Here is a 25,882-nt window from a genome sequence, read left to right as displayed (position 1 = left end):
GGAATATCAGGCGAGGGGAGTGCGGCTCGCAAAGACGAACAACGCCGCCTCCGACCGTGAAAGCGTCACGCCGCCTATGGTGACCGTCCGTCCCTCGCGTATGTCGTCGGCGAGGCGCGCCTTGAAGCCTTGGCGTGACGTGGACAGCAGTTCGATGACCGAATGGGCGTCGGCGTCGAGGCCGGCAATATCGGTCGCCGGGAGCTCTGTGCGGGCGCGTTGCCCGAGCCGGGCCCAGGCGGGGCTGCGCAGGAGGCGCATCGCCGGCTGGCTGGCAAGGACGCCGGTCGGGAGGCCTGTGGCGGCGATGCCGATGCAGAGGGCCGAACCCTTCAGGAAACTCCGACGTTGCATCCTTACCCCCCTCCTGTTGGCAGTAACCAGAATTCGAATGGATGAAATCCATCACAACTGTAAAACCATGACGACAAGTTCGCAGATAAATGAAACTGATTTCGAAGTGTTATGGCGTCTAAATGTTCCGACGCCCAATTGCACGAACGGTTCGCCTCGCCTTCCTCATGCGTAACATCCCGCTCCTGCCGATGCCAACCCCCGGATTTTCGTCGATTCTTCCGCTTTCTTCGATCCAAGAATGCAATGAGCATCGACGGCCATCCACTTGATGGTCGACGTCTACTCTTGCACAGCGCTTTGCTGCGGTGCAAACTCGCATAACGTTACGGGGCCGTACATGCAAAACTTTCGATCGATTGAGAGCCTGCGAGCTTATATGGCTTGGTGGGTGGTGTTTGGTCACGCTGTACAGCTCGCTGGAGCAAGCACTTTTCTGCCCGCTCCGGTATCGCGAATATTATTGCGTAATGATATGGCGGTTAACGTATTTATTATAGTCAGTGGTTTTGTGATAACGCACCTTCTCTTGAGTAAGAGGGAAGAATATCTACCATATATAACTCGGCGGGCGTTCAGGATTTTCCCGATTTATCTGTTCAGTCTGGCATTGGCGATTTCAGTAACCGGACTGTATGCCTCGGCGTATGGGTTGCCCTGGATTTCCGGGGGCGAAATGAAGCTGGATCGCATCGCTTCCCAGAACGACAACTTCGTCGTCCATCTGGCGCTGCATCTTTCGATGCTTCATGGTCTGGTGCCGACGCAGGTGCTGCCTTATGCCGTTTCGGCTTTCCTTACTCCGGCCTGGAGTCTATCGCTCGAATGGCAGTTCTACCTTGTGGCGCCGTTTCTGGTGCCGCTGCTGCTGCGGTCGACGCGCACGATGATCATCGCCTGTGGCGTGTCGCTGGTGCTGTTCAAGGTGGCGACGTCCGGGCTCATCGGGGAATGGCAGTACCCGGCCTTCCTGCTGCTGGCGATGCCATATTTCCTGATCGGCATACTCTCGCGCGCCGCGCTTGAGTATCGACCGCTGGCGAATGCCGGGGCCGAACTGCTTGTCGTTCTGGCGTTCATCACCCTCAAGTTCGCGAGCGTTATCGAGGCTATAATCTGGATAGCCTTCCTCGCCTGCGCGATGTCCGAGGCCGGGCGTGTTTCGTTCCGGGTGCCGATCGTGAACCTGCTGACCGATCTTTTCGTTAAGAACCGATTTATCGCCACGATCGGGACGTGGTCATATTCGACCTATCTGATCCATATTCCGATTTTTTCCATCGTGGTCGGCGCTTATCTTCAGCTTGGCGGCGCTCAGTCCAAGTTTGCCGTCGCGGCGCTGCTGATGGGCTGCATTCCGGTGATTCTCCTTGTCTCGTGGGTGCTCTTCACCGTCATCGAGAGTCGGTTCAACCGGATCGGGCGGCAGATCGCAGCAGGTATGACGGTCGCGCCGATGGGCTCTCGGCCGTAGCGCCCAGGCGCTTGGTGGGTGCGCGGCGCCCACGCGCCGTCGAAGCCTCGATTCGATTGCCTTGCGCTGGAAATGGAGCCGAGGGCGACATGTGGCGGCACTCGACTGCGCCGCCGTAGCCTGAGGCATTTCATGCGCTGGCGAACAGGCTGTGCGCCTGTGACAATTTTTCCGTTCGTGGTTCACTGCCGCCGGGTTTGCTGATCACGCCTCACACCGGTGGGCATGCCGGAAAGTCGCGGCCTGCGACTCATAACGACCGGCCCGGCACGGGCTGTACCGCACTGCACAGAATACCAGCCATGCATCCTTGATGCCCGCTGCTACTGGCCGCATCCATCGCGGGAACCCGCGCCCCTCGCTGCCCAAGCGGAATCCCCGCAAGCCGCCGTGTCGCTTATTGAACCGGCCGCGCGGCCATTCTGTGAATTCTGTATACCAGCACGGCGTTAACCGCAGTTGATGCCCTTGCCTCGCTTATGGCGGTGCGATAAGCCTGCCTCGTGCTTTGAACATTTCGCAACTGCGGAACTGGCACGGCCATGGCATATGAAGACCGCGGAGGATGGCGTCCATGAGCAGCCTGCTTCAGGATTATCTGCCGGTCGTGATCTTCATCGGCGTCGCGGCCGTCATCGGCCTCGCGCTGCTGGTGTCGCCGTTCCTGGTGGCCTACAGCCGCCCCGACCCGGAGAAGATGTCGGCCTATGAATGCGGCTTCAATGCGTTCGACGATGCGCGCATGAAGTTCGATGTCCGCTTCTATCTGGTCTCCATCCTTTTCATCATTTTCGATCTGGAAGTCGCATTCCTGTTTCCCTGGGCGATTACGTTCGGCGAATTGGGCAACCTCGGCTTCTGGTCGATGATGGTATTCCTGGGTGTGCTGACCGTCGGCTTTGTCTATGAATGGAAGAAAGGGGCGCTCGAATGGGATTGAGCGCGACATCCGGCCCGGCGGTCGCTCCCGCGGCCAAGGGCATCATTGATCCGAATACCGGCCGTCCGGTCGGCGCGAACGATCCGTTCTTCCTCGAGGTGAACGCCGAACTCGCCGACAAGGGCTTCCTTGTCACCGCGACCGACGAACTCATCAATTGGGCCCGCACCGGCTCGCTGATGTGGATGACGTTCGGCCTCGCCTGCTGCGCCGTCGAGATGATGCAGACCTCGATGCCGCGTTATGACGTCGAGCGCTTCGGCTTTGCCCCGCGCGCCTCGCCGCGGCAGTCCGACGTCATGATCGTCGCCGGTACGCTGACCAACAAGATGGCCCCGGCGCTGCGCAAGGTCTACGACCAGATGCCGGAGCCGCGCTACGTCATCTCCATGGGCTCCTGCGCCAATGGCGGCGGCTACTATCATTATTCCTATTCGGTGGTGCGGGGCTGCGACCGCATCGTCCCCGTCGACATCTATGTCCCGGGCTGCCCGCCGACGGCGGAAGCCCTGCTGTACGGCGTGCTGCTTCTGCAGAAGAAGATCCGCCGCACCGGCACGATTGAGCGCTGAAGATCGTGAACGCCGAAGATCGCAAGCACGAACGAGTGGACCGCACGTGAGCGAGATGGACGAGACCCTCAAGGAGCTGGGCGCTCAGGTCACCGAGCAACTCGGCGACGCGGTGCGCGCCGTAGAGTTCGCCTATGGCGAGCTCACCGTGCTCACCGATGCGGCGCACATCCTCAAGGTGCTTGGCTTCCTGCGCGACGACGGCTCCTGCAAGTTCATCAGCTTCATCGACATTTGCGGCGTCGACTGGCCGAAGCGCGAGAAGCGGTTCGATGTCGTCTATCATCTGCTGTCGCCGACGCTGAACGCGCGCGTGCGCATCAAGGTGCAGACCGACGAGACCACGCCGGTGCCGTCCGCCACCTCGGTGTTTCCCGGCGCTTTGTGGTTCGAGCGCGAGGCCTATGACCTCTACGGCATCCTGTTCTCCGGCCATCCGGAGCTGCGCCGCCTGCTGACCGACTACGGCTTCGACGGCCATCCGCTGCGCAAGGACTTCCCGACCACGGGATTCGTCGAGGTGCGCTATGACGATGAGCGCAAGCGCGTGGTCTATGAGCCGGTGAAGCTCGCGCAGGAGTTCCGCAACTTCGACTTCCTGTCGCCATGGGAGGGCACCGACTACGTGCTCCCGGGCGACGAGAAGGCAACCGCCCCGAAGGCGGGCTGAGGCGGAGGGCGAGAGAGATGAACGCACCCACCAAGGTCGACGCCGGCGTCCGCAACTTCCAGATCAATTTCGGGCCGCAACATCCTGCGGCGCATGGCGTCTTGCGCCTCGTGCTGGAGCTCGACGGCGAGATCGTCGAACGCGTCGATCCGCATATCGGCCTGCTGCACCGCGGCACCGAGAAGCTGATCGAGACCAAGACCTATCTGCAGGCGATGCCTTATTTCGACCGGCTCGACTATGTCGCGCCGATGAACCAGGAGCATGCCTTCTGCCTCGCCGTGGAGCGCCTGCTCGACATCGAGGTGCCCAAGCGCGGCCAGCTGATCCGCGTGCTGTACTCCGAGATCGGCCGCATCCTCTCGCACATGCTCAATATCACCACGCAGGCACTGGACGTCGGCGCGCTGACCCCGCCGCTCTGGGGCTTCGAGGAGCGCGAGAAGCTGATGGTGTTCTATGAGCGCGCCTCGGGCTCGCGCATGCACGCCGCCTATTTTCGTCCCGGCGGCGTCCATCAGGACCTGCCGGTGAAGCTGATCGAGGACATCCGCGATTTCATCCCGCCTTTCCTCAGGCTCTGCGACGACCTCGAGGGGCTGCTCACCGACAACCGCATCTTCAAGCAGCGCAATGTCGATATCGGCATCGTTTCGCTGGAAGACGCCTGGGCGTGGGGCTTCTCGGGCGTGATGGTGCGCGGCTCGGGCGCAGCATGGGACCTGCGCAAGGCGCAGCCCTATGAGTGCTACGACGAGATGGAATTCGACATCCCGATCGGCAAGAATTGTGACAATTACGACCGCTACTGCATCCGCATGGAAGAGATGCGCCAGTCCGCCTACATCATGCGGCAGTGCTGCGAGCGCCTCCTGAAGGAAGCCGGCCCGGTCTCGGCGGTCGACAACAAGATCGTGCCGCCCAAGCGCGGCGAGATGAAGCGCTCGATGGAAGCGCTGATCCATCATTTCAAGCTCTATACCGAGGGTTTCCACGTCCCCGCCGGCGAGGTCTATGCCGCGGTCGAGGCGCCCAAGGGCGAGTTCGGCGTCTATCTGATCGCCGACGGCACCAACAAGCCCTATCGCTGCAAGATCCGCGCGCCCGGTTTCGCGCATCTCCAGGCGATGGATTTTCTCTGCCGCGGCTACATGCTCGCGGACATCTCGGCGATCCTCGGATCGCTGGACATTGTGTTCGGTGAAGTGGACCGCTGAGTCTCGATCAGCGGTTCGATAAGAAGGGTTCGGCATGTCTGTCCGCCGGCTGGCGCCCAAGGAGGTTCAGCCCGAGAGTTTCGCCTTCACGGCGGATAATCTCGACTGGGCCGCGAAGACCATCGCGAAGTTTCCCGCGGGCCGGCAGGCCAGCGCGGTGATCCCGCTATTGATGCGCGCGCAAGAGCAGGCCGGCGGCTGGCTGTCCGAGCCGGCGATGCGGGTGGTGGGCGACATGCTCGGCATGGCGCCGATCCGTATCTATGAGATCGCCACCTTCTACACCCAGTTCCAGCTGAACCCCGTGGGCCGCAAGGCGCATATCCAGGTTTGCGGCACCACGCCCTGCATGCTGCGCGGCGCCGAGGCGCTGATGAAGGTGTGCAAGAGCCGCATCCATCACGAACAGTTCCACCTCTCCGACGATGGCGACTTCTCGTGGGAAGAGGTCGAATGCGCGGGCACTTGCGTGAACGCGCCGATGATCCAGGTGTGGAAGGACGTCTATGAGGACCTCACCCCCGAGGACCTCGAAAAGATCCTCGACAGCCTCGCCCGCGGCGAGAAGCCGAAGCCGGGCCCGCAGAATGGCCGCATGACCTGCGCGCCGGTCACCGGCCTGCGCACGCTGACCTCGCCGGAACTGTTCGACGGCTCGATGATCGGGCAGGGCGTCGGCCTCGCCGCCGCCCGCGAGGCGATCGCCGCCCGCGCGAACGGCGATGCGACCCCGCCGGCACCGCCGCCTGCGGCTGCTGCTGCGGCTCCCCCTGCGCCGCCGAAGAGCGATCCTGCCCCCGCCAAGCCGCCACCGGCCAAGGCGGTGGAGGCGGCTGGCGAGGCTGATCGCGAAAAGCCGGCCAAGCCGGTTGCGCCCAAGCCTGTCGCGCCGACCAAGCCGAATTGAGGAGCGGGCAATGCTTTCGGACAAGGACCGCATCTTCACCAATATCTACGGGCAGTACGACTGGGGCCTGCAGGGCGCGCTTAAGCGCGGCTCGTGGGATGGCACCAAGACCATCTTGGAGGCCGGCCGCGACTGGATCGTCGACCACATGAAGGCGTCTGGCCTGCGTGGTCGTGGCGGCGCCGGCTTCCCCACGGGGCTCAAATGGTCGTTCATGCCGAAGCAGTCGGACGGGCGCCCGCATTATCTCGTGGTGAACGCCGATGAATCCGAGCCGGGCACCTGCAAGGACCGCGAGATCCTGCGCCATGACCCGCACCATCTGGTCGAAGGCTGCCTGATCGCCGGCTTCGCCATGGGTGCGCACGCCGCCTATATCTATGTGCGCGGCGAGTTCATCCAGGAGCGCGAGCATCTCCAGGCCGCGGTCGACCAGGCCTATGAGGCGCGCCTCATCGGCAAGAACAACGTCCATGGCTGGGACTTCGACATCTATGTCCACCATGGCGCCGGCGCCTATATCTGCGGCGAGGAGACCGCGCTGCTGGAGAGCCTGGAAGGCAAGAAGGGCCAGCCGCGCCTGAAGCCGCCATTCCCGGCGAATGTCGGCCTCTATGGCTGCCCGACTACGGTGAACAATGTCGAATCCATCGCGGTGGCACCGACCATTCTGCGCCGCGGCGCGGCGTGGTTCGCCGGCATCGGCCGTCCGAACAATGTCGGCACCAAGCTGTTCGGCATCTCCGGCCACGTGAACACGCCCTGCATCGTCGAAGAGGCGATGGGCATCCCGTTCAAGGAACTGATCGAGAAGCATGGCGGCGGCGTGCGCGGCGGCTGGGACAACCTGCTCGCCATCATTCCCGGCGGCGCGTCCTGTCCGATCATCCCGGCCGATCAGTGCGAAGAGCTGATCATGGATTTCGACGGCACCCGGGCGGTGAAGTCGAGCCTTGGCACCGCCGGTGTCCTCGTCATGGACAAGTCCACCGACGTGGTGAAGGCGATTGCCCGCATCTCCTATTTCTTCCGGCATGAGAGCTGCGGCCAGTGCACGCCGTGCCGCGAAGGAACGGGGTGGATGTGGCGCGTCATGGACCGCATGGTACAGGGCCGCGCCCAGAAGCGCGAGATCGACCTGCTGCTCCAGGTGACGACCCAGGTCGAAGGCCACACCATTTGTGCGCTGGGCGACGCCGCGGCGTGGCCGATCCAAGGCCTGATCCGGCATTTCCGCCCGGAGATCGAGCGGCGCATCGACCAGTACGCGGCGAACCCGCATCCCGACCCCGTCCCGGTTGCGGCGGAGTGAGATAAGCATGGCCAAGCTCATCGTCGACGACATCGAGGTCGAGGTTCCGCCGGAGTACACGCTGCTCCAGGCGTGCGAAGCCGCGGGCGCGGAAATCCCGCGCTTTTGCTTCCATGAGCGCCTCTCCATCGCCGGCAATTGCCGCATGTGCCTGGTGGAAGTGAAGGGCGGTCCGCCCAAGCCCCAGGCCAGCTGCGCCATGAATGTGCGCGACCTGCGCCCCGGTCCGAACGGCGAGCCGCCGGTGGTGATGACCAAGTCACCCATGGTGAAGAAGGCGCGCGAAGGGGTGATGGAGTTCCTGCTCATCAATCACCCGCTGGACTGCCCGATCTGCGACCAGGGCGGCGAGTGCGATCTGCAGGACCAGGCCATGGCCTATGGCGTGGACACTTCGCGCTATGCCGAGAACAAGCGCGCGGTCGAGGACAAATATATCGGCCCGCTGGTGAAGACCTCGATGACGCGCTGCATCCAGTGCACGCGCTGCGTCCGCTTCACCACCGAAGTCGCCGGCGTCTCCGAACTCGGCGCCATCGGGCGCGGCGAGGACATGGAGATCACCACCTATCTCGAGGCGGCGCTGACCTCGGAATTGCAGGGCAATGTCGTCGACCTTTGCCCGGTCGGCGCGCTGACCCAGCGGCCCTATGCCTTCCATGCCCGCCCGTGGGAACTGGTGAAGACCGAATCCATCGACGTGATGGACGCCGTCGGCTCCAATATCCGCGTCGATACCCGCGGCCGCGAAGTGATGCGCGTCCTCCCACGTCTCAATGAGGACGTGAACGAGGAGTGGATCTCCGATAAGACCCGCTACATCTGGGACGGCCTCAAGACCCAGCGGCTCGACCGGCCCTATATCCGCGTCGACGGCAAGCTGCGCGTCGCCACCTGGTCGGAGGCGTTCGCCGCCATTGCCGCGAAGGTGAAGGGCGTGCCGGGCAACCGCATCGGCGCCCTGGTCGGTGATCTCACCAGCGTCGAAGAAACCTTCGCGATCAAGGATCTCGTCACCCGTCTCGGCTCGGCCAGCATCGATTGCCGGCAGGACGGCGCCGCGCTCGACCCCTCGCTCGGCCGCGCCTCCTACCTGTTCAACCCGTCCATCGCCGGTATCGAGGAAGCGGACGCGCTGCTGATCATCGGCGCCGATCCGCGCCGCGAGGCCAGCGTGCTGAACGCCCGCATCCGCAAGCGCTGGCTGCGCGGCAATTTCCCGATCGCCATGATCGGCGAGCATCTCGATCTCACTTATCCCTATGAATATCTCGGCGCCGGCCCGGAGACGCTGTCCGAGCTGGTCGGCAGCGGCACCTTCGCCGAGACGCTCAAGAACGCGGCCAAGCCGCTGATCCTGGTGGGACAGGGCGCGGTCACCCGTCCGGACGGCGCGGCGGTGCTCTCGCTCGCGGCGCGGGTCGCGGTGGCGGTCGGCGCGGTGAAGGATGGCTGGAACGGCTTCGGCGTGCTGCACACCGCGGCCGCCCGCGTCGGCGCGCTCGATGTCGGCGCGGTGCCGGGCGAGGGCGGCAAGGATGCCGCGGCGCTCACCGCTCCCGGCGGGGCGGACGTGCTGTTCGTCCTTGGCGCCGACGAGATCGAGATCGCGCCCGGTGCCTTCGTGGTCTATCTCGGCACCCATGGCGACCGCGGCGCGCATCGCGCCGACGTCATCCTGCCGGGCGCCGCCTATACCGAGAAGTCCGGCACCTATGTGAACACCGAAGGCCGGGCCCAACTCGCCAACCGTGCTGCGTTCCCACCCGGGGATGCGCGCGAGGATTGGGCGGTGCTGCGCGCGCTGTCCGACGTGCTCGGCCACAAGCTGCCTTATGACTCGCTCGGCCAGCTTCGCGCCGCGCTCTATGGGGCGTTCCCGCATTTCGCCCGTGTCGACCATGTTCAGCCGGCGGATCCGGCGGCGGTGATCGCGCTCGCCGAGCGGGGAGGGGCCTGCGACCGGGCGCCGTTCCGCGCTGCGGTGATGGAATTCTATCTCACCAATCCGATCGCCCGCGCCTCGGCCGTGATGGCCGAATGTGCCGCGCTCGCCCATGGCCGCCTTGCGGCCGCGGCCGAGTGAGGGAGACCCGACGATGACTGCCGAAACCTCCTGGGTCGACCTCCTCATCCAGATCGCGATCATCCTGGCGCAGAGCCTTGCCCTGCTGGTCGGGCTGCTGATCGTGGTCGCCTATGTGCTGCTTGCCGATCGCAAGATCTGGGCGGCGGTGCAGCTGCGTCGCGGCCCCAACGTGGTCGGTCCGTTCGGCCTGTTCCAGTCCTTCGCCGACCTGATCAAGTTCGTGTTGAAGGAGCCGGTCATCCCGGACGGCTCCAACAAGGGCATATTCCTGATCGCGCCGTTCCTGACCTGCCTGCTGGCGCTCGCCGCCTGGGCGGTGATCCCGCTCGATTTCGGCTGGGTGGTCGCCGACATCAATGTCGGCATCCTCTACGTGTTCGCCATCTCCTCGCTCGGCGTCTATGGCGTCATCATGGCCGGCTGGGCGTCGAACTCGAAGTACCCGTTCCTGTCCGCGCTGCGCGCCGCGGCGCAGATGGTGTCGTACGAGGTCTCGATCGGCTTCGTCATCGTCACCGTGCTGATGTGCGCCGGCTCTCTGAACCTCACCGCCATCGTCGAGGCGCAGAACGGGCCGTGGGGGCTGTTCCAGTGGTACTGGCTGCCGCTGTTCCCGATGTTCATCATCTTCTTCGTCTCGGCGCTGGCCGAGACCAACCGCCCGCCCTTCGATCTCGGCGAAGCGGAGTCGGAACTAGTCGCCGGCTTCATGGTAGAATATGGGTCGACGCCGTACATGATGTTCATGCTCGGCGAGTACGTGGCGATCATGACCATGTGCGCCTTGACCGCGATCCTCTTCATGGGTGGCTGGCTGCCGCCGTTCCCGATTGCGCCCTTCACCTGGGTTCCGGGGATCATCTGGTTCCTGCTCAAGGTCCTGCTGGTTTTCTTCATGTTCGCCATGGTCAAGGCCATGGTGCCGCGCTACCGCTACGACCAACTGATGCGGCTCGGCTGGAAGGTGTTCCTGCCGATCTCGCTGGCGATGGTGGTGCTGGTGGCCGGCGTTCTGCACTTCACGGGCCTGGCGCCCGGGGCAGGTGGATGATGGACAACAGCGTTCTGACCGCGCTTTACGATGCCTCGCTGATCGGTTGGGCCGGCGCTGCCGCCGGCGCGCTGTTCGGCTTGGTGGAATGGTACGTGCTGCCGCAATTCGTGGAACAGTCGATCCGCACCTCGAATGAAGGCCGCAAGCTTCCCGTCCGAGAACTCGAGGCGGTGATTGCATGGTGGAAGACGGTGATCCGCGTCATCGCGGTAGCAATGCCGCTGCTCGGCTTCGGCCTTGCGGTGTCGATGGCGGATTGAGGAGCGCGAGAAATGAGACTGGACCAAGCCGCGCGCTCGCTGCTCCTCACGGAGTTCGTGTCCGCCTTCTTCCTGGCGATGCGCTATTTCTTCAAGCCGAAGGCGACGCTGAACTATCCGTTCGAGAAGGGCCCGGTCTCGCCGCGCTTCCGCGGCGAGCACGCGCTGCGCCGCTATCCGAACGGCGAGGAGCGCTGCATCGCCTGCAAATTGTGCGAGGCGATCTGCCCGGCGCAGGCCATCACCATCGAGGCTGGCCCGCGCCGCAATGACGGCACCCGCCGCACCACGCGTTACGACATCGACATGGTGAAGTGCATCTATTGCGGCTTCTGCCAGGAAGCCTGCCCGGTCGATGCCATCGTCGAGGGGCCGAACTTCGAGTTCGCCACCGAGACCCGCGAAGAACTCTATTACGACAAGGCCAAGCTGCTCGCGAACGGCGACCGCTGGGAACGCGAGATCGCGCGCAACATGGCGCTCGATGCGCCGTACCGTTGAGCGCGAGTGGGGAATTGCAAGGTGAGTGACGTGACGAGGAAAGCCGCAAAGGCGTCCGGCTGGCTGTGTGCCGGGCACAAGGGGGGAAGCCGGGCATGAGCCTCGCCGCGCTGTTCTTCTATCTGTTCTCCGCGATCGCGGTGGCGTCGGCCTTCATGGTCATCGCCTCCCGCAATCCGGTGCATTCCGTCCTCTATCTCATCCTCACCTTCGTGAACGCCTCCGGCCTGTTCATCCTGATCGGCGCCGAGTTCCTGGCGATGATCCTGGTCGTCGTCTATGTCGGCGCGGTCGCGGTGCTGTTTCTGTTCGTGGTGATGATGCTCGACGTCGACTTCGTCGAACTGCGCCAGGGCTTCCTGCAATATCTCCCCGTCGGCGCGCTGATCGGCCTCGTCTTCCTCGCCGAGCTGGTCCTGGTGTTCGGTTCCTGGACCTTCGGCGAGGGCGTCACCGGCGCGGTGGCGAATGCGGCCCCGGCGGTGTCGAACACCGTGCAGATCGGCCGCGTGCTCTACACCGACTACATCTATTTCTTCCAGGCCGCCGGCCTCGTGCTGCTGGTCGCCATGATCGGTGCCATCGTGCTGACACTCCGCCACAAGGAGGGCGTCAAGCGCCAGAGCGTCCCGGTCCAGAATGCGCGTACCAAGGCGATGGCGATCGACATCGTCAAGGTGCCCTCCGGCAAGGGGCTCTGAAGCATGGTCATCGGCCTCCCGCACTATCTCACCGTCGCGGCGATCCTGTTCACGCTCGGCACGCTCGGCATCTTCCTCAACCGGAAGAACGTCATCGTCATCCTGATGTCGATCGAGCTCATCCTGCTGGCGGTGAACATCAATCTCGTCGCCTTCTCGGTGTTCCTCGGCAATATCACCGGGCAGATCTTCGCCCTGTTCGTGCTGACGGTCGCCGCCGCCGAGGCCGCCATCGGCCTCGCCATCCTCGTGGTGTTCTACCGCAATCGCGGTTCGATCGCCGTCGAGGACATCAACACGATGAAGGGCTGAGGGGAGCCGCTCAATGTATCAGGCGATCGTCTTCCTTCCCCTCGCGGGCTTCCTGATCGCGGGCCTGTTCGGCCGCGTCATCGGCGCGCGGGCTTCCGAGCTCGTCACCACCTGCTTCCTGTTCCTGTCCTGCCTGCTGTCGTGGATCACCTTCATCGACACCGGCTTCAGCCATCATGACGGGCAGGTGGAGCTGTTCACCTGGATCGCCTCGGGCGGCCTCGACGTGAAATGGGCGCTGCGCGTCGACACCCTGACCGCGGTGATGCTGATCGTGGTGACGACAGTATCTTCGCTCGTGCACCTCTATTCCGTCGGCTACATGCACGAGGATCCGAGCCGGCCGCGCTTCTTCGCGTACCTTTCGCTCTTCACCTTCGCCATGCTGATGCTGGTGACCGCGGACAACCTGGTCCAGCTGTTCTTCGGCTGGGAAGGCGTCGGCCTCGCCTCCTATCTGCTGATCGGCTTCTGGTACGAGAAGCCCTCCGCCTGCGCCGCGGCGATCAAGGCCTTCATCGTCAACCGCGTCGGCGATTTCGGCTTTGCGCTCGGCATCTTCGCCGTCTTCATGATGACCGGCTCGGTCGCCTTCGAGCAGGTGTTCGCTGCTGCGCCCTCGCTGGTCGGCAAGACCATCCACTTCCTCGGCCATGACTGGGACGCGCCGACCGTCATCTGCCTGCTGCTGTTCGTCGGCGCCATGGGCAAGTCGGCGCAGTTCGGCCTGCACACCTGGCTGCCGGACGCCATGGAAGGCCCGACCCCGGTCTCCGCGCTCATCCATGCCGCGACCATGGTCACCGCCGGCGTGTTCATGGTGGCGCGCCTTTCGCCGCTGTTTGAATTGTCGCAGACCGCGCTGAACGTTGTGATCTTCTTCGGCGCCACCACCGCGTTCTTCGCCGCGACGATCGGCCTGGTGCAGACCGACATCAAGCGGGTGATCGCCTATTCGACATGCTCGCAGCTCGGCTACATGTTCGTCGCGCTCGGCACCGGCGCCTATTCGATCGGCATCTTCCACCTGTTCACCCACGCCTTCTTCAAGGCGCTGCTGTTCCTCGGCGCCGGCTCGGTGATCCATGCCATGCACCATGAGCAGGACATGCGGCACATGGGCGGGCTGTGGAAGAAGATCCCGTTCACCTACGCCATGATGCTGGTCGGCACGCTGGCGCTGACGGGTTTCCCCTTCACCGCGGGCTACTATTCCAAGGACGCCATCATCGAGGCTTCGTTTGCGAGCCACAGCGCGATGGCGACCTACGGCTTCGTCTCCACCGTGGTGGCGGCGCTGCTGACCTCCTTCTATTCGTGGCGGCTGGTGTTCCTGACCTTCCACGGCCAAACCCGCGCCGACCACCACACCTTCGACCATGCGCATGAATCGCCGCCGACGATGACCATTCCGCTCGGCGTGCTGGCGGTCGGCGCGCTGCTGGCGGGTGCGGTGTTCTTCCAGTACTTCGCCGGCCACCATGTCGAGGAGTTCTTCCGCGAATCCATCTTCATGGGTCCGGAGAACAAGATCCTCGAGGAGATGCACCACCTTCCCGGCTGGGTGCCATGGGCGCCGACCGTGATGATGGTGATCGGCTTCGCGCTCGCCTACTGGATGTACATCGTCAATCCGGCGGTCCCGAAGGCGCTCGCTGCGCAGAACGACCTCTTGTACCGCTTCCTGCTCAACAAGTGGTACTTTGACGAGCTCTACGACTTCCTGTTCGTGCGTCCGGCCAAGCGGCTCGGCACCTTCCTGTGGAAGGAGGGCGACGGACGCGTCATTGACGGCTTCGGCCCGAACGGCGTCTCCGCCCGCGTGCTCGATGTCACCGACCGCGTGGTGCGGCTGCAGAGCGGCTATCTCTATCACTATGCCTTCGTGATGCTGGTCGGCGTCGCGGCGCTCATCACCTGGTTCATGTTCGGCGGGGCGCACTGATGTACGACTGGCCCATCCTTTCCGTCGTCACCTTCCTGCCGCTGGTCGGCGCGCTGCTGATCGTGCTGATGATCCGCGGCGACGACGAGGTGGCGCAGCGCAACGCCCGCTGGGTGGCGCTGTGGTCGACCCTCGTCACCTTCGCCATCTCGCTGCTGCTGCTGGCCGGCTTCGATCCGTCGAATACCGATTTCCAGTTCGTCGAGCACCGCGAATGGCTCGGCGACTTCGCCTCCTACCGCATGGGCGTCGACGGCATCTCCCTGCCGTTCGTGCTGCTCACCACGCTCCTGATGCCGATCTGTATCCTGGCGAGCTGGGAAGCGATCCATGTGCGCGTCAAGGAGTACATGATCTGCTTCCTGGTGCTCGAGACCCTGATGGTCGGCACCTTCTCCGCGCTCGATCTGCTGCTGTTCTACTTCTTCTTCGAAGGCGGCCTGATCCCGATGTTCCTCATCATCGGCATCTGGGGCGGCAAGCGGCGCATCTACGCCACCTTCAAGTTCTTCCTCTACACGCTGGCCGGCTCGGTGCTGATGATGCTCGCCATCATGGCGATGTACTGGCAGGCCGGCACCACCGACATCGCCGTGCTGCTGAAGCACGGCTTCCCGGCCGGCATGCAGCAATGGCTGTGGCTTGCCTTCTTCGCCTCCTTCGCGGTGAAGATGCCGATGTGGCCGGTGCACACCTGGCTGCCCGATGCGCACGTCGAGGCGCCGACCGCGGGCTCGGTGATCCTGGCCGGCATCCTGCTGAAGATGGGCGGCTACGGCTTCCTGCGCTTCAGCCTGCCGATGTTCCCGGACGCCTCGGCCTATTTCGCGCCCTTCGTCTTCACCCTCTCCGTCGTCGCCATCGTCTACACCTCGCTGGTGGCGTTGATGCAGGAGGACATGAAGAAGCTGATCGCCTATTCCTCCGTCGCGCACATGGGCTACGTCACCATGGGCATCTTCACGCTGACGCAGGAAGGCATCCAGGGCGCCGTGTTCCAGATGGTGAGCCACGGTTTCGTCTCGGCTGCACTGTTCCTGTGCGTCGGTGTCATCTATGACCGCATGCACACCCGCGAGATCGCCGCCTATGGTGGCCTCGTGAACCGCATGCCGATCTACGCCACGGTGTTCATGATCCTCACCATGGCCAATGTCGGCCTGCCTGGCACCTCCGGCTTCATCGGCGAGTTCCTGACCCTGATGGCGACCTTCGGGCGCAACAGCTGGGTCGCCTTCTTCGCCACTACCGGCGTCATCCTCTCGGCCGCCTATGCGCTATGGCTCTATCGCCGCGTGATCTTCGGGGCGCTGGAGAAGGAGAGCCTGAAGAGCATCCTGGACATCAACCGCCGCGAGATGGCGGCGCTGTTCCCGCTGGTGTTCTTCACCATCCTGTTCGGTGTCTGGCCGCAGCCGGTGCTTGATGCCTGCAATGTCGCCGTGCAGGCGATCGTGGCGCGCGCCGATGTGGCGGCCGGTGCCGTGAAGGCGGCCGCCCTGGTGCTGCCGTGACGTATGAGAGATTGATGACCGCGGAGCCCGCCCGATGAACCTCGCCATTCCCGCGCTCGGCCCCGCGCTGCCCGAACTGCTGCTGGCCGCCGCCGCCATCGCGCTCCTGCTCTATGGCGCGATCGTCGGCGCCAAATCGGTCAACACCGTCAACGGCCTCGCCATCGCCGCGCTGTTCGCGGCCCTGGTGCTGGTCGTGCTGGCACCCGGCCAGGACACGGTCACGTTCAACGGCAGCTTCCGCGTCGACGCCTTTGCCCGTTTCATGAAAGTGCTGGCACTGCTTGGTGCCGGCGGCGCGCTCGCCATGTCGGTGGACTGGCTCAGGGTCGAGAATCAGAGCCGCTTCGAATACGCCATCCTCGTGCTGCTCTCGACGCTCGGCATGATGATGATGATCTCGGCAGGCGACCTCATCGCGCTCTATATGGGCCTCGAGCTGATGAGCCTCGCGCTCTATGTCATCGCCGCCAACAACCGGGATTCGGTGCGCTCCACCGAGGCCGGCCTGAAATATTTCGTCCTCGGCGCGCTGTCCTCCGGCATGCTGCTCTATGGCGCCTCGCTGATATACGGCTTCACCGGCACCGTGAACTTCGCCAGGATCGCCGAGGCGGCGCAGGCTCCCTCCATCGGGCTGATCTTCGGCATCGTCTTCCTGTTCGCCGGCCTTGCCTTCAAGGTGTCCGCGGTGCCGTTCCACATGTGGACACCGGACGTCTATGAGGGTGCACCGACCCCGGTGACCGCCTTCTTCGCCTCGGCGCCGAAGGTCGCGGCCATCGCCGTGTTCATGCGGGTCGCGGTCGAGGCGCTGCCGCACGTCACTCATCAGTGGCAGCAGATCATCGTCTTCATCTCGCTCGCCTCCATGGTGCTCGGCGCCTTCGCCGCCATCGGCCAGCGCAATCTCAAGCGCCTGATGGCCTATTCCTCCATCGGCCATATGGGCTATGCGCTGGTCGGCCTCGCCGCCGGCACCGAGGAGGGTATCCGCGGCGTGCTGGTCTATATGACCATCTACATGGCCATGACGCTCGGCACCTTCGCCTGCATTCTCGCCATGCGCCGCAAGGACGGCATGGTGGAGACCGTCGACGACCTCTCCGGCCTCGCCCGCACCAGCCCGCTGATGGCGTTCCTGCTGGCGGCACTGATGTTCTCGCTGGCCGGCATCCCGCCGCTGGCCGGCTTCCTGGCGAAGTACTATGTCTTCCTCGCCGCGATCAAAGCCGGGCTCTATACGCTCGCCGTGGTCGGCGTGCTGGCGAGCGTGGTCGGCGCCTTCTATTATCTGCGCATCATCAAGGTGATGTATTTCGACGAGCCGGCCGGCAGCTTCGAGCCGATGCCGGGTCCGCTGCGCGCCGTGCTCGGCGTTAGCGGGGCCTTCATCCTGCTGCTGTTCGTCTGGCCGGCGCCGCTCTTGACCGCGGCCGGTGCAGCGGCGAGGGCGCTCTTCTAGGGATGGCGGATCGAGACGGGCCGACCCCGGTCGTTCATTTCACCGCGATCGGCTCCACTAACGCCGAGGCGTTGTCGCGGGCGAACGGGCCGGCGCCGCTCTGGATCACCGCCGATCGGCAGACCGCGGGCAGGGGGCGCCGCGGCCGGCCCTGGCGCTCCGAGCCGGGCAATCTCTATGCATCGCTGCTGCTGGTCGACGCCGGCCCTTCGGCGCGCCTGCCGGAGTTGTGCTTTGTTGCCGGGCTGGCGCTCTATGACGCCGTGCGCGCGGTGACCGGGGTCGATCCGCTGCGCATCGGCCTCAAATGGCCGAACGACGTGCTGGTCGACAGCGCCAAGCTCGCCGGCATCCTGCTCGAGGGCGCGGTGCGGCATGACGGGCGCAACGCCACGGCGATAGGGTTCGGCGTCAATTGCGCCCATCATCCGTCCGACACGCCCTATCCGGCTACCCATCTGGCGGCAACGGGGTATCCTACCGAGCCGACGGCACTGCGCGCCGCGCTCGACCGCGCCTTTCTGGCGCGCCTCGCCCAATGGAATCGCGGTGCCGGCTTCGGCGATATATGCGAGGCGTGGATGCGCCGCGCACCGGGCCTCGGCCAGGCGGTGACCGTGCGCACCGGCGAGCGCGAGGCGGATGGCGTGTTCGAATCGCTTGATTTATCGGGCGCAATGATCTTGCGCCGACCCGATGGCACGCGCGAAAGAATAAGCGCCGGCGACGTTTTCCCCATGGTCGCCGCGCCCTCGCATTGAAAGGCAATTGAGTGGTCAGGTTTCCGGACGAGCTGGTCTTCGCGGCGCTGGGAGGCGTCGGCGAGATCGGCATGAATCTCGGCATTTATGGCTTCGGCCCGGTTGATCGCCGGCAATGGCTGGTGGTCGATCTCGGCATCGCCTTCGCCGGACCGGATACGCCGGGCGTCGACCTCATCATGCCGGACGTGCGCTTCCTCATCGAAGAGCGCGCCAACATTGTGGGCCTGGTGCTCACCCACGGCCATGAGGACCACGTCGGCGCGATGCTGGACCTGTGGCCGAAGCTCGGCTGCGTGGTCTATACCACGCCCTTCACCGCGGCCCTGACCGAGGCCCGCCGGCTGAATGAGCCGGGGGCGCCGAAGATCCCGTTCCACGTCGTCCCCTCCGGCGGACGGGTGAAGATCGGCCCCTTCGACGTTGAGTTCCTGCCGGTCGCCCATTCGATCCCCGACAGCCATGGTTTGGCGCTGCGCACTCCGCTTGGGCTCGTCGTCCATACCGGCGACTGGAAGATCGATCCGACGCCGGTGGTCGGCAACGTCACCGATCCCGAGCGCTTCAAGGCGCTGGGCGACGAAGGCGTGCTGGCCGCTATCTGCGATTCGACCAATGCGGTGCGCGACGGCATCTCGCCGTCCGAGACCGACGTGCAGAAGACACTCAAGGAAATCATCAAGGGCGCGAAGCATCGCGTCGCGGTGACCACCTTCGCCTCGAACGTCGCCCGCATCCGCTCCGTAGCGGAAGCCGCAATCGAGGCGGGCAGGGAAGTGGTGCTGGTCGGCCGCGCCATGGAGCGCGTCGTCATGGTGGCGCGCGAGCAGGGCCTGCTCGACGGCCTGCCGCCGTTCCGGCCGGTCGACGCCTACGGCTATTTGCCGCGGGACAAGGTGGTGGCGATCCTCACCGGCAGCCAGGGTGAACCGCGCGCCGCGCTCGCCCGCATCGCCGATGACGATCACCCCGAGATCGCGCTCTCGGCCGGCGACATGGTGATCTTCTCCTCGCGGACCATTCCCGGCAATGAGCGCGGGGTGAATCGCATCATCAACGCGCTGGTGCTGGACGGCATCGATGTGCTGACCGACCGGCACGCTCTGGTGCACGTCTCCGGCCATCCGCGCCGCGGCGAGCTGGAGATGATGTATTCCTGGCTGCGCCCGAAAATCTCGGTGCCGGTGCATGGCGAGCCGATGCACCTTGCCGAGCATGCCGATCTCGCCCGCCGCATGGGGGTGAGCGAGGTGATCCGCATGGTCGATGGCGACCTCCTGCGCCTCGCCAGTGCCGCCCCCGACAAGCCGGCCGAAGTGGTGGACGAACTGCCGGTCGGCAAGCTCTACAAGGACGGCCATGTGCTGGTCGGCGACGCCGACCGGGCGATCGCCGAGCGGCGCCGGCTGTCCTTCGCCGGCCTGATCTCGATCGCGGTGGCGATGAGCGGGAAGGGCGAACTCGCCGGCGATCCGATGATCGACATCAGCGGCCTGCCGGAGCTCGGCTCCAACGGCACGCCGCTCGCCGATGTGATCGAGGAAGCGGTGCTGGATTGCCTCGACAACCTGCCGAAGCAGCGCAGGCGCGACCCGGATGCGGTCGCGGAATCCTTGACGCGCGCGGTGCGCAGTGCCGTCAATGCCGCCTGGGGCAAGAAGCCGCTCTGCCATGTGCTGGTGATCGGCGTATGAAGCGCGGCTAGAGCTTTCCACGGCCGGATGAAATGATCCGGCCGGGACCAGCTCGAAGGGTGCGCGCTCATGATCGGCCGTCTCAACCATGTCGCTATTGTGGTACGCGACCTCGAAGCCGCAACGGCGCTCTATCGCGGCACGCTGGGCGCCCGTGTCTCGGCGGCGGTGGACCAGCCTGAGCATGGCGTGACGACCGCATTCGTCGAGTTGCCCAACACCAAGATCGAACTGCTGGCCGCGCTTGGCGCGGATTCGCCCATTGCGAAGTTCCTGGAGCGCAATCCGGACGGCGGCGTCCATCACATCTGCTACGAGGTCGATGACATCGTCGCGGCCCGCGACCGGCTGCTGGCGGCGGGCGCGCGCGTGCTCGGCAGCGGCGAGCCGCGCATCGGCGCCCACGGCAAGCCGGTGCTGTTCCTTCACCCCAAGGATTTTCTCGGCACGCTGGTCGAACTGGAACAAGCCTGAGCGGCGCGGGACAGGGCACGGTATGGCAGGGCAAGACGCATCATGAGCCTCACCACCTACATCGCCATCTATTTCATCGTCTGGTGGACCGCGATCTTCGCCGTGCTGCCGTTCGGCGTGCGCTCGCAGCATGAGGACGGCGCGGTGGAGGATGGCACCGAGCCCGGCGCGCCGATCCGCCCGCGGCTGGTGCGGGCGGCCATCATCACCACCATCCTCGCGGCGATTCTGGTCGGCACGTTCGCCTGGGCGGTGGAAGGCGGCCACCTCACCCTCGACATGTTCCCGATGCCGTTCGACATCGACAAGGCCGCCGGCGCCGGGTGAGCACTCGGCACGCCGGTCTGCGATGCGTGCATGGTGTGGCGAGAGGTATGACTGACTGACCTCACCCTGAGGTGCCGCCGTAGGTGGCCTCGAAGGATGCTGAAGCAGGGGGTGGTTCGGAAAGTCGTTGGTGAACGCACGAGGAGCAGGGCCGTGTGCGTCATTCAGGCGCAACGCTTCATGTGACACATAAAAAAAGAGGCGGGATCTGCGATCCCGCCTGCTCTTTTATTCCGCGCCACTTCCCGGTTCCGTACCTTTTGCGGCGATCCGCCGGGGGGCTTTCTTGCCGATTTTCCTCCCGAGACCCGGGCCGAACATCGCACTTGAAGAAGCGACGGCGGACCCCTTTCTTGAGGTCGGCACCTTAGATCACAAGTCTCTGCCTTGTCATCCTTGCGCCGCAATAGATCGTTGCTGCGATGCAATACTCATCTATCGAAATCGGCGCTTAGAGCATTGGAGCACCCGGCCTTGCGAAGGATTTCGGTATATTTCCTCGCTGGGGTCGAGCGCGCGGCAATGCCGATTTCTTCAAATACCGCCCTTGTTGGATGCCCTCGGCCTCAATGACTGCGGCCATTCTGCCCATTTTGAGGTGTGGCATCCCTGTCATGATGCGAACCGTATGGTCCGGGCTTCGTCGGTGACGGCTCGGAGGTGACGATGCAGGCGCGCTTGCAGCAGATTTTTTTGCAGTGCACTATTAAATCCGGAGCAGTCGAGCACTTGTGTTGACGCCTGCGGCAGCGCCGGCCGCGCTTGACTTGGGGCTGGCTCCCGAAGAGAGATGCGCACCTTGGAAGCAGGAAATACCGCGTAATGAGTGTTAGCAAGAAATTTGCGTCAAGCGCATTCTGGCTAGTTCTTGGTACATCGTTCGGAAATATTTCAGGAATACTTGTTTTTTTTGTCCTTGCCCGACTGCTGAAGCCCGCGGAATTCGGGATTGTCGCTCTTGCCAGCATTTTCGTGGATGTGAGCCGGATCATGGTCTCGGCCGGCATCCCCGAGGCGATGATCCAGCGGGAAACCTGGGACGACAAGGTCGCGTCGACCGCCTTCTGGACCAGTCTCGCCCTCGCAGGCGCGCTGTGCGCCGTGCTGATCGGGGTGGTGGCGCCGATCAGCAGCGCCTATTACGACCCCACGCTCGGGCCGGTGGTCGCTGCCCTGTCGCTGATGCTGTTCATCGACAGCATCAGCATCGTGCACCTCGCCAAGCTGCAGCGCGAGTTCCGCTACAAGCTCGTCGCGACCCGCACCATGATCTCGAACATCGCCGGCGGGGCGCTGGGGATTACGCTTGCCTATCATGGCTATGGCGTCTGGGCGCTGGTGATCACAAGGCTCGTCGTCGGCTCCTTCGAGGCCATCGTGAATTGGGTGTCGGCGAAGTGGCAACCGCAATTCTTCTTCTCGCGGGAGGCTTTGCGGAGCTTTTTCGGCTCGTCCATGCATTTGCTGGGAGGCCAGCTCCTGGCCACGGCCAATGGCCATATCGCTGCTTTCGTGGTGGGAATGGCATACGGGCCGGCGGCGATCGCGCAATACCGGGTCGGTGCGCGTGGCCTGTCGATGGTGGTCGAACTGACCATCAACCCATTGCAGAAGGTCGCGCTGTCCGCCTTTTCGCGTGTCCAGGGTGAGGCGCGCGGTGTCGGTAATGCCTATCTCCGGCTGACCAAGGCATGCAGCCTGGCCTCGTGCCCGGTCTTCTTCGGCGCCGCCGCTATCGCGCCCGATTTCGTCGCGGTGTGTTTTGGCCCGCAATGGGAAATCAGCGGGCAGGTGATGGCCATGCTGGGCCTGGTGGTTGCGCCCGCAACGCTTCTTTATTTTCTTTATCCGGCGCTGACCGCTATCGGGCGCACGCAGTACGTCCTGTTCTCCAATATTGCCGCGTTCGTGACGAACCTGGCGGTGTCGCTGGTCACCGTGGGATTCGGTGTCGTCCAGGTGGCGGCCGGCAGCACGATCCGGGCACATGTCACCTTGCCGTTTGCGTTGCTCCTGCTGAAGCGTGGCCTTCACGTCGAATGGCGCAAGGCCATATTCGGCATCCTGCCGCCTTTCGTTGCCAGCGCGATCATGGCGCTCGTGGTGGCACTGGTGCGGCATTGGTTCTTGATGGAGTGGCACATCGTTCCCCGATTGGTCGCGATGGTGGCCTTGGGCGCGGTGGTCTATCCGCTGGTCCTGCTGGTGGTGGGCCGTCGCTTCCTGAATGAGAATTTCGGGGAATTCCGCGCGATGCTGCCCAACGCCTTGAGGAAAGGGCCGTTCAAGTGAAAGTTGCTTGTCAGGATTGCATTCGCCGGGGATGCAATCTTTGGCATCTATTGCTCTGCACGCGAGATGAGGGTTTTCTTTCGCGACTGCGAAGCGGGCAGAGAAGCGGGCTGTCGACGTTCAGCGTCGGCACCGGCCATGACGCAAGTTCGGCACCTCCGGCGATGTAGAGGCGAGAGACGCAATGTCCATCATCGGAACATTGATACGCAAGGTATTCGGCGAGAAGCAGTTCGCCAGATACCGAGGCCTGAATAATTACTTCTACGATATGCGTAGATTTGGTGGCAGTTCCACGGCATTCGACTCGCCCTATGACGAGGAGACGCTGGGTGCGCTGATCACCATGGACTACCACCGCATCGAGAAGGGCTTGGCGCTTCCCGCGCCGCGCGTCGGCTTCGGCAGCGACGTCACCAAGCGCCTGCTCAAGGCGGTGCCGGACTATGAGCAGCGGTTCGGCCCGGGTCTGCCGACGCGTTGCGCCCGTGCGGCTCTTGCCGAGTATTCTGCGTTCCATCGGCAGGCGAACGCTCCGATGGAGGCGATCGAAGCGTTCCTTGCCACGGCGCCCGCCGATCCCACGGCCGGCTCCGCCGGGACGCTGATGATCTCTCGCGAGGCCATCTACGCACATTCCAATATCGATTTCGATGCGTTCGCCCGGCACCGCTATAGCGTGCGCAATTTCACCGGAGAGCCGGTGGAACGTTCAGTAGTCGAGGCCGCCGTCGCCACCGCGATGAAGACCCCGTCGGTGTGCAACCGGCAAACCGCCCGGGTCCATATCGCCCTCTCCGACGACACCAGGGCCAAGGCGCTCAGTTACCAGAACGGCAATAGGGGATTCGGCGACCGGGCCGGAGCGGTCCTGATCGTCACGTCGGACATGCGCGGCTTTACTTCGCTTGGCGAGCGCAACCAGTGCTGGGTCGACGGCGGACTGTTCGCGATGTCACTGAACTACGCCCTTCATGCCCGCGGGCTCGGCGTGTGCATGCTGAACTGGAGCACGGAGTGCCACCGCGATCGCGAGATGCGTACGGCGCTCGGCATACCCGACCATGAGGCGGTGATCATGATGATGGCGGTCGGGCATATGCCCGAAGCCTTCAAGGTCGCCAGTTCGCCGCGGCGCCCGCTCGAGGCCGTGGCCAGTGTGATCGCCTAGGGCATCTTCCGCAAAAGTCGACTGACTTTTGCGATCAAAAAATGCTCCAGGCTACTGAATCTAAAACTCTTATCGTTCGGAGGATCCCATCCGAACGATGTGGGCTCTAGTCGCCATCGGCGGCGGTCGTCAACGGACCGCTTGCCTGACCAGCATTGAACGAGCCGCATCGATCCAGAACCGAAGGTTGCATGATGAAGCGCATAGCCATTACCAATATGACCGGCGGACGTAATCGTGGCTGCGAAGCGCTGGTCAGTTCGATCCTTCTCGGATTGGAAGATGTCATCGACCGGAAGGATCTGCACATCTCGCTCCACACGGGCGACGAGCAGTATGACCGTCCCCAGTTCGGCGAACGCATCGACCAGACTTTTCCGCTGTCGGGCATACCCCGCGCGGGTTGGTCGCCGGGACGCCAGACCATGGCGTACCGGGCCGCAGCGGCGCTCAACCAGTATCTTCCCGGCAATCGCCGGTTCGGACGCGCGCAGCGCGATCTGCTCTCGGCCGACCTCATCGTCGGCACCGGCGGCGACGTGTTCACCTCGGATTACTGGGACTTCACCGCGCATGCGCGCGTGCTTCATGTCGGCAAGCCCGTGGCGCTGCTGGCGCAGACCATCGGCCCGTTCAACAAGCAGGCCGAGGAGTATTTCAAGAACTCCACGAAGAATATTTCCATCTGTACGGTCCGCGAGACCGAATCCTTGGAATATCTCAAGACGATCACGCCCGACATAAACCCGCAGCTCACCGCCGACGTCGCCTTCCTGCTGCCGGTGACGCCGCCGGACGAGGCTCGCTACATTCTCGAGATGGAACACCGCTTCCCGACGCAGGGGCGGCGGCTGATCGCCCTGTCGGTCAGCGGCGGCATACTTGCGTTCCGCTCCGACGTCGAGCCGGACAAGTATTTGCGGGAGATCGCCGCTTTCATCGACGGCCTCAACAAGGAGGGATTTTCGGTCGTACTCGTTCCGCATGTGCAGGAACGCGACCGCCGCAACAACGACCTCTACGCCTGTCGCGAGGTGCTCAAGCGCTGCAGCAATCCGCTGGAGAATGTCATCCTCTCGCTGCCGCTTTCGGCATCCGACTTCAAGGGCGTCATCGGGCTGTGCGAGGCGCTGATCGGGGCGCGCACACACGCCACCATCGCCTCGATGTCGCAGGGCATCCCCACCGTGTCGATCGCCTATTCCCGCAAGGCCTGGGGCATCATGCGCGACTATTTCGGCCAGGCTCTCGGTACTACCTTGACGATTGACGTCGCAGAGCTCAACCGTGAGCGCATGGCTGATGCCCTGAAGGCCGCACTCGCCAACGGCCCGACGCCGGAAATCGCCGCGGAAATGAAGCGGCGCGCTGCTGTGAATTTCCAGCAGATTAAGGGCTTTCTCGACGCACTTCCGTCGAACTGAAGAGCAAAGCAACGATTCCAGCCGCAATATGCCTCTTGGAGAGTAATTCACGCTCTCCGAGAGATGAGCGATTGTGTGCGCGCAAAGATCGGCGCTGGCATTCCATGACCCCGCGAAAGTCCATCGCGGGCATTTTCTTATGCTTTTAGCGCAGGGCAGTGCGAATACCCCCGGCTCGATAGGGGTAAGTTCGGCTGCCGAAAGGCGCGGTACAAAACTACTTTGCTTGCTCGGTGCGAATTACTGAATACAGCGCGGTCTTTTAGCCAGCTTCCGCTGAATATATCTCGAATTTCACAATGATTTTGAGCTATCGCGCTGTCAATCCGAGCTTTCTCGGCTCTTCGGGAGCAATGGTTGCATGCTCGATCCCGCAAATTAATGGGCTAAGTTTCGAGTATTTCCGATATATTCAGTCGGTGCTGCAGCGCGGGAGGGCTCAAACTGTTGCT

Annotated in this window: 24 protein-coding genes; 23 read left to right on the top strand and 1 reads right to left on the bottom strand. The window is 63.9% G+C overall.

Features of this window, described 5'->3' with window-relative positions; all coding sequences use genetic code 11:
- Positions 1-6: 6 nt before the first annotated feature.
- Positions 7-354 carry a hypothetical protein gene (locus tag G3545_RS04030; protein WP_170010079.1) on the bottom strand — a complete coding sequence of 116 codons (348 nt, stop codon included), beginning with the start codon at positions 352-354 and terminating at the stop codon, positions 7-9.
- 271 nt (positions 355-625) lie between these two features.
- Here G3545_RS04030 and G3545_RS04025 point away from each other — a divergent pair, with 271 nt between their 5' ends.
- The 23 genes from G3545_RS04025 to G3545_RS03915 all read left to right on the top strand — a co-directional run bounded on the left by G3545_RS04025 (position 626) and on the right by G3545_RS03915 (position 25,430).
- Positions 626-1,828, top strand: a complete 1,203-nt coding sequence (locus tag G3545_RS04025; protein WP_348644628.1) for an acyltransferase — start codon at positions 626-628, stop codon at positions 1,826-1,828.
- Positions 1,829-2,402: 574 nt separating this feature from the next.
- The gene (locus G3545_RS04020) at positions 2,403-2,768 is read left to right on the top strand and encodes an NADH-quinone oxidoreductase subunit A (protein ID WP_170010075.1); all 366 of its coding nucleotides are present in this window, start codon (positions 2,403-2,405) and stop codon (positions 2,766-2,768) included.
- Positions 2,759-3,340, top strand: coding sequence for an NADH-quinone oxidoreductase subunit B (locus tag G3545_RS04015; protein WP_170010073.1), 582 nt, complete (start codon positions 2,759-2,761; stop codon positions 3,338-3,340). Before G3545_RS04020 ends, G3545_RS04015 begins: the two co-directional genes overlap by 10 nt.
- 55 nt (positions 3,341-3,395) lie before the next feature.
- A complete protein-coding gene (locus G3545_RS04010) occupies positions 3,396-4,010 on the top strand; it encodes an NADH-quinone oxidoreductase subunit C (RefSeq protein ID WP_170010071.1) in 615 nt (204 codons plus the stop codon).
- A 17-nt stretch (positions 4,011-4,027) separates the two neighbouring features.
- Positions 4,028-5,227 carry an NADH-quinone oxidoreductase subunit D gene (locus G3545_RS04005; RefSeq protein WP_170010069.1) on the top strand — a complete coding sequence of 400 codons (1,200 nt, stop codon included), beginning with the start codon at positions 4,028-4,030 and terminating at the stop codon, positions 5,225-5,227.
- A gap of 34 nt (positions 5,228-5,261) precedes the next feature.
- On the top strand, positions 5,262-6,134 hold the full coding sequence (gene nuoE / locus G3545_RS04000) for an NADH-quinone oxidoreductase subunit NuoE (RefSeq protein WP_170010067.1): 873 nt from the start codon (positions 5,262-5,264) through the stop codon (positions 6,132-6,134).
- 10 nt (positions 6,135-6,144) lie between these two features.
- Entirely contained in the window at positions 6,145-7,446 is a 1,302-nt protein-coding gene (gene nuoF / locus G3545_RS03995) for an NADH-quinone oxidoreductase subunit NuoF (protein WP_170010065.1), read from the top strand.
- A gap of 7 nt (positions 7,447-7,453) precedes the next feature.
- Complete coding sequence (gene nuoG / locus G3545_RS03990; RefSeq protein ID WP_170010062.1) at positions 7,454-9,532, top strand: NADH-quinone oxidoreductase subunit NuoG; 2,079 nt, start codon at positions 7,454-7,456, stop codon at positions 9,530-9,532.
- Positions 9,533-9,545: 13 nt separating this feature from the next.
- Positions 9,546-10,586 carry an NADH-quinone oxidoreductase subunit NuoH gene (nuoH, locus tag G3545_RS03985; protein WP_170010060.1) on the top strand — a complete coding sequence of 347 codons (1,041 nt, stop codon included), beginning with the start codon at positions 9,546-9,548 and terminating at the stop codon, positions 10,584-10,586.
- Positions 10,586-10,849, top strand: coding sequence for a hypothetical protein (locus G3545_RS03980; protein ID WP_170010058.1), 264 nt, complete (start codon positions 10,586-10,588; stop codon positions 10,847-10,849). The genes nuoH and G3545_RS03980 overlap by 1 nt, the downstream gene beginning before the upstream one ends.
- A 12-nt stretch (positions 10,850-10,861) precedes the next feature.
- Positions 10,862-11,350, top strand: coding sequence for an NADH-quinone oxidoreductase subunit NuoI (gene nuoI / locus G3545_RS03975; protein WP_170010056.1), 489 nt, complete (start codon positions 10,862-10,864; stop codon positions 11,348-11,350).
- Positions 11,351-11,445: 95 nt separating this feature from the next.
- Positions 11,446-12,051, top strand: a complete 606-nt coding sequence (locus tag G3545_RS03970) for an NADH-quinone oxidoreductase subunit J (protein ID WP_170010054.1) — start codon at positions 11,446-11,448, stop codon at positions 12,049-12,051.
- A 3-nt stretch (positions 12,052-12,054) separates the two neighbouring features.
- On the top strand, positions 12,055-12,363 hold the full coding sequence (gene nuoK, locus G3545_RS03965) for an NADH-quinone oxidoreductase subunit NuoK (RefSeq protein WP_170010052.1): 309 nt from the start codon (positions 12,055-12,057) through the stop codon (positions 12,361-12,363).
- A gap of 13 nt (positions 12,364-12,376) precedes the next feature.
- Positions 12,377-14,308 (top strand): NADH-quinone oxidoreductase subunit L, encoded by a 1,932-nt coding sequence (nuoL, locus tag G3545_RS03960; protein WP_170010050.1) that lies wholly within the window; start codon positions 12,377-12,379, stop codon positions 14,306-14,308.
- Positions 14,308-15,822 (top strand): NADH-quinone oxidoreductase subunit M, encoded by a 1,515-nt coding sequence (locus G3545_RS03955; RefSeq protein WP_170010048.1) that lies wholly within the window; start codon positions 14,308-14,310, stop codon positions 15,820-15,822. Before nuoL ends, G3545_RS03955 begins: the two co-directional genes overlap by 1 nt.
- Positions 15,823-15,856: 34 nt before the next feature.
- Positions 15,857-17,287, top strand: coding sequence for an NADH-quinone oxidoreductase subunit NuoN (gene nuoN / locus G3545_RS03950; RefSeq protein ID WP_170010046.1), 1,431 nt, complete (start codon positions 15,857-15,859; stop codon positions 17,285-17,287).
- 2 nt (positions 17,288-17,289) lie between these two features.
- On the top strand, positions 17,290-18,048 hold the full coding sequence (locus tag G3545_RS03945; RefSeq protein ID WP_170010044.1) for a biotin--[acetyl-CoA-carboxylase] ligase: 759 nt from the start codon (positions 17,290-17,292) through the stop codon (positions 18,046-18,048).
- Between the two features lie 11 nt (positions 18,049-18,059).
- Positions 18,060-19,742: a ribonuclease J gene (locus G3545_RS03940; protein WP_246702681.1), complete on the top strand. Its 1,683-nt coding sequence runs from the start codon at positions 18,060-18,062 to the stop codon at positions 19,740-19,742.
- Between the two features lie 69 nt (positions 19,743-19,811).
- On the top strand, positions 19,812-20,216 hold the full coding sequence (gene mce, locus G3545_RS03935; protein ID WP_170010042.1) for a methylmalonyl-CoA epimerase: 405 nt from the start codon (positions 19,812-19,814) through the stop codon (positions 20,214-20,216).
- 42 nt (positions 20,217-20,258) lie between these two features.
- Positions 20,259-20,543, top strand: a complete 285-nt coding sequence (locus G3545_RS03930) for a DUF1467 family protein (RefSeq protein WP_170010040.1) — start codon at positions 20,259-20,261, stop codon at positions 20,541-20,543.
- A gap of 822 nt (positions 20,544-21,365) precedes the next feature.
- The gene (locus G3545_RS03925; protein ID WP_170010038.1) at positions 21,366-22,835 is read left to right on the top strand and encodes a lipopolysaccharide biosynthesis protein; all 1,470 of its coding nucleotides are present in this window, start codon (positions 21,366-21,368) and stop codon (positions 22,833-22,835) included.
- A 184-nt stretch (positions 22,836-23,019) separates the two neighbouring features.
- The gene (locus G3545_RS29465) at positions 23,020-24,006 is read left to right on the top strand and encodes a nitroreductase family protein (protein WP_206151376.1); all 987 of its coding nucleotides are present in this window, start codon (positions 23,020-23,022) and stop codon (positions 24,004-24,006) included.
- 155 nt (positions 24,007-24,161) lie between these two features.
- Positions 24,162-25,430, top strand: a complete 1,269-nt coding sequence (locus tag G3545_RS03915) for a polysaccharide pyruvyl transferase family protein (RefSeq protein ID WP_170010036.1) — start codon at positions 24,162-24,164, stop codon at positions 25,428-25,430.
- The last annotated feature ends 452 nt before the right edge of the window (positions 25,431-25,882 follow it).

It is taken from the genome of Starkeya sp. ORNL1, assembly GCF_012971745.1.
GTDB lineage: Bacteria > Pseudomonadota > Alphaproteobacteria > Rhizobiales > Xanthobacteraceae > Ancylobacter.
Note: the sequence above shows the minus strand (reverse complement) of the source record. Positions and strands in the feature narration are given on the sequence as shown.

Excerpts from the sequence above, each read along its gene's own strand:
- G3545_RS04030 (WP_170010079.1), bottom strand. The coding sequence starts at position 354 with ATGCAACGTCGGAGTTTCCTGAAGGGTTCGGCCCTCTGCATCGGCATC.
- G3545_RS04025 (WP_348644628.1), top strand. The coding sequence starts at position 626 with ATGGTCGACGTCTACTCTTGCACAGCGCTTTGCTGCGGTGCAAACTCG.
- G3545_RS04020 (WP_170010075.1), top strand. The coding sequence starts at position 2,403 with ATGAGCAGCCTGCTTCAGGATTATCTGCCGGTCGTGATCTTCATCGGC.
- G3545_RS04015 (WP_170010073.1), top strand. The coding sequence starts at position 2,759 with ATGGGATTGAGCGCGACATCCGGCCCGGCGGTCGCTCCCGCGGCCAAG.
- G3545_RS04010 (WP_170010071.1), top strand. The coding sequence starts at position 3,396 with ATGGACGAGACCCTCAAGGAGCTGGGCGCTCAGGTCACCGAGCAACTC.
- G3545_RS04005 (WP_170010069.1), top strand. The coding sequence starts at position 4,028 with ATGAACGCACCCACCAAGGTCGACGCCGGCGTCCGCAACTTCCAGATC.
- nuoE (WP_170010067.1), top strand. The coding sequence starts at position 5,262 with ATGTCTGTCCGCCGGCTGGCGCCCAAGGAGGTTCAGCCCGAGAGTTTC.
- nuoF (WP_170010065.1), top strand. The coding sequence starts at position 6,145 with ATGCTTTCGGACAAGGACCGCATCTTCACCAATATCTACGGGCAGTAC.
- nuoG (WP_170010062.1), top strand. The coding sequence starts at position 7,454 with ATGGCCAAGCTCATCGTCGACGACATCGAGGTCGAGGTTCCGCCGGAG.
- nuoH (WP_170010060.1), top strand. The coding sequence starts at position 9,546 with ATGACTGCCGAAACCTCCTGGGTCGACCTCCTCATCCAGATCGCGATC.
- G3545_RS03980 (WP_170010058.1), top strand. The coding sequence starts at position 10,586 with ATGGACAACAGCGTTCTGACCGCGCTTTACGATGCCTCGCTGATCGGT.
- nuoI (WP_170010056.1), top strand. The coding sequence starts at position 10,862 with ATGAGACTGGACCAAGCCGCGCGCTCGCTGCTCCTCACGGAGTTCGTG.
- G3545_RS03970 (WP_170010054.1), top strand. The coding sequence starts at position 11,446 with ATGAGCCTCGCCGCGCTGTTCTTCTATCTGTTCTCCGCGATCGCGGTG.
- nuoK (WP_170010052.1), top strand. The coding sequence starts at position 12,055 with ATGGTCATCGGCCTCCCGCACTATCTCACCGTCGCGGCGATCCTGTTC.
- nuoL (WP_170010050.1), top strand. The coding sequence starts at position 12,377 with ATGTATCAGGCGATCGTCTTCCTTCCCCTCGCGGGCTTCCTGATCGCG.
- G3545_RS03955 (WP_170010048.1), top strand. The coding sequence starts at position 14,308 with ATGTACGACTGGCCCATCCTTTCCGTCGTCACCTTCCTGCCGCTGGTC.
- nuoN (WP_170010046.1), top strand. The coding sequence starts at position 15,857 with ATGAACCTCGCCATTCCCGCGCTCGGCCCCGCGCTGCCCGAACTGCTG.
- G3545_RS03945 (WP_170010044.1), top strand. The coding sequence starts at position 17,290 with ATGGCGGATCGAGACGGGCCGACCCCGGTCGTTCATTTCACCGCGATC.
- mce (WP_170010042.1), top strand. The coding sequence starts at position 19,812 with ATGATCGGCCGTCTCAACCATGTCGCTATTGTGGTACGCGACCTCGAA.
- G3545_RS03930 (WP_170010040.1), top strand. The coding sequence starts at position 20,259 with ATGAGCCTCACCACCTACATCGCCATCTATTTCATCGTCTGGTGGACC.
- G3545_RS03925 (WP_170010038.1), top strand. The coding sequence starts at position 21,366 with ATGAGTGTTAGCAAGAAATTTGCGTCAAGCGCATTCTGGCTAGTTCTT.
- G3545_RS29465 (WP_206151376.1), top strand. The coding sequence starts at position 23,020 with ATGTCCATCATCGGAACATTGATACGCAAGGTATTCGGCGAGAAGCAG.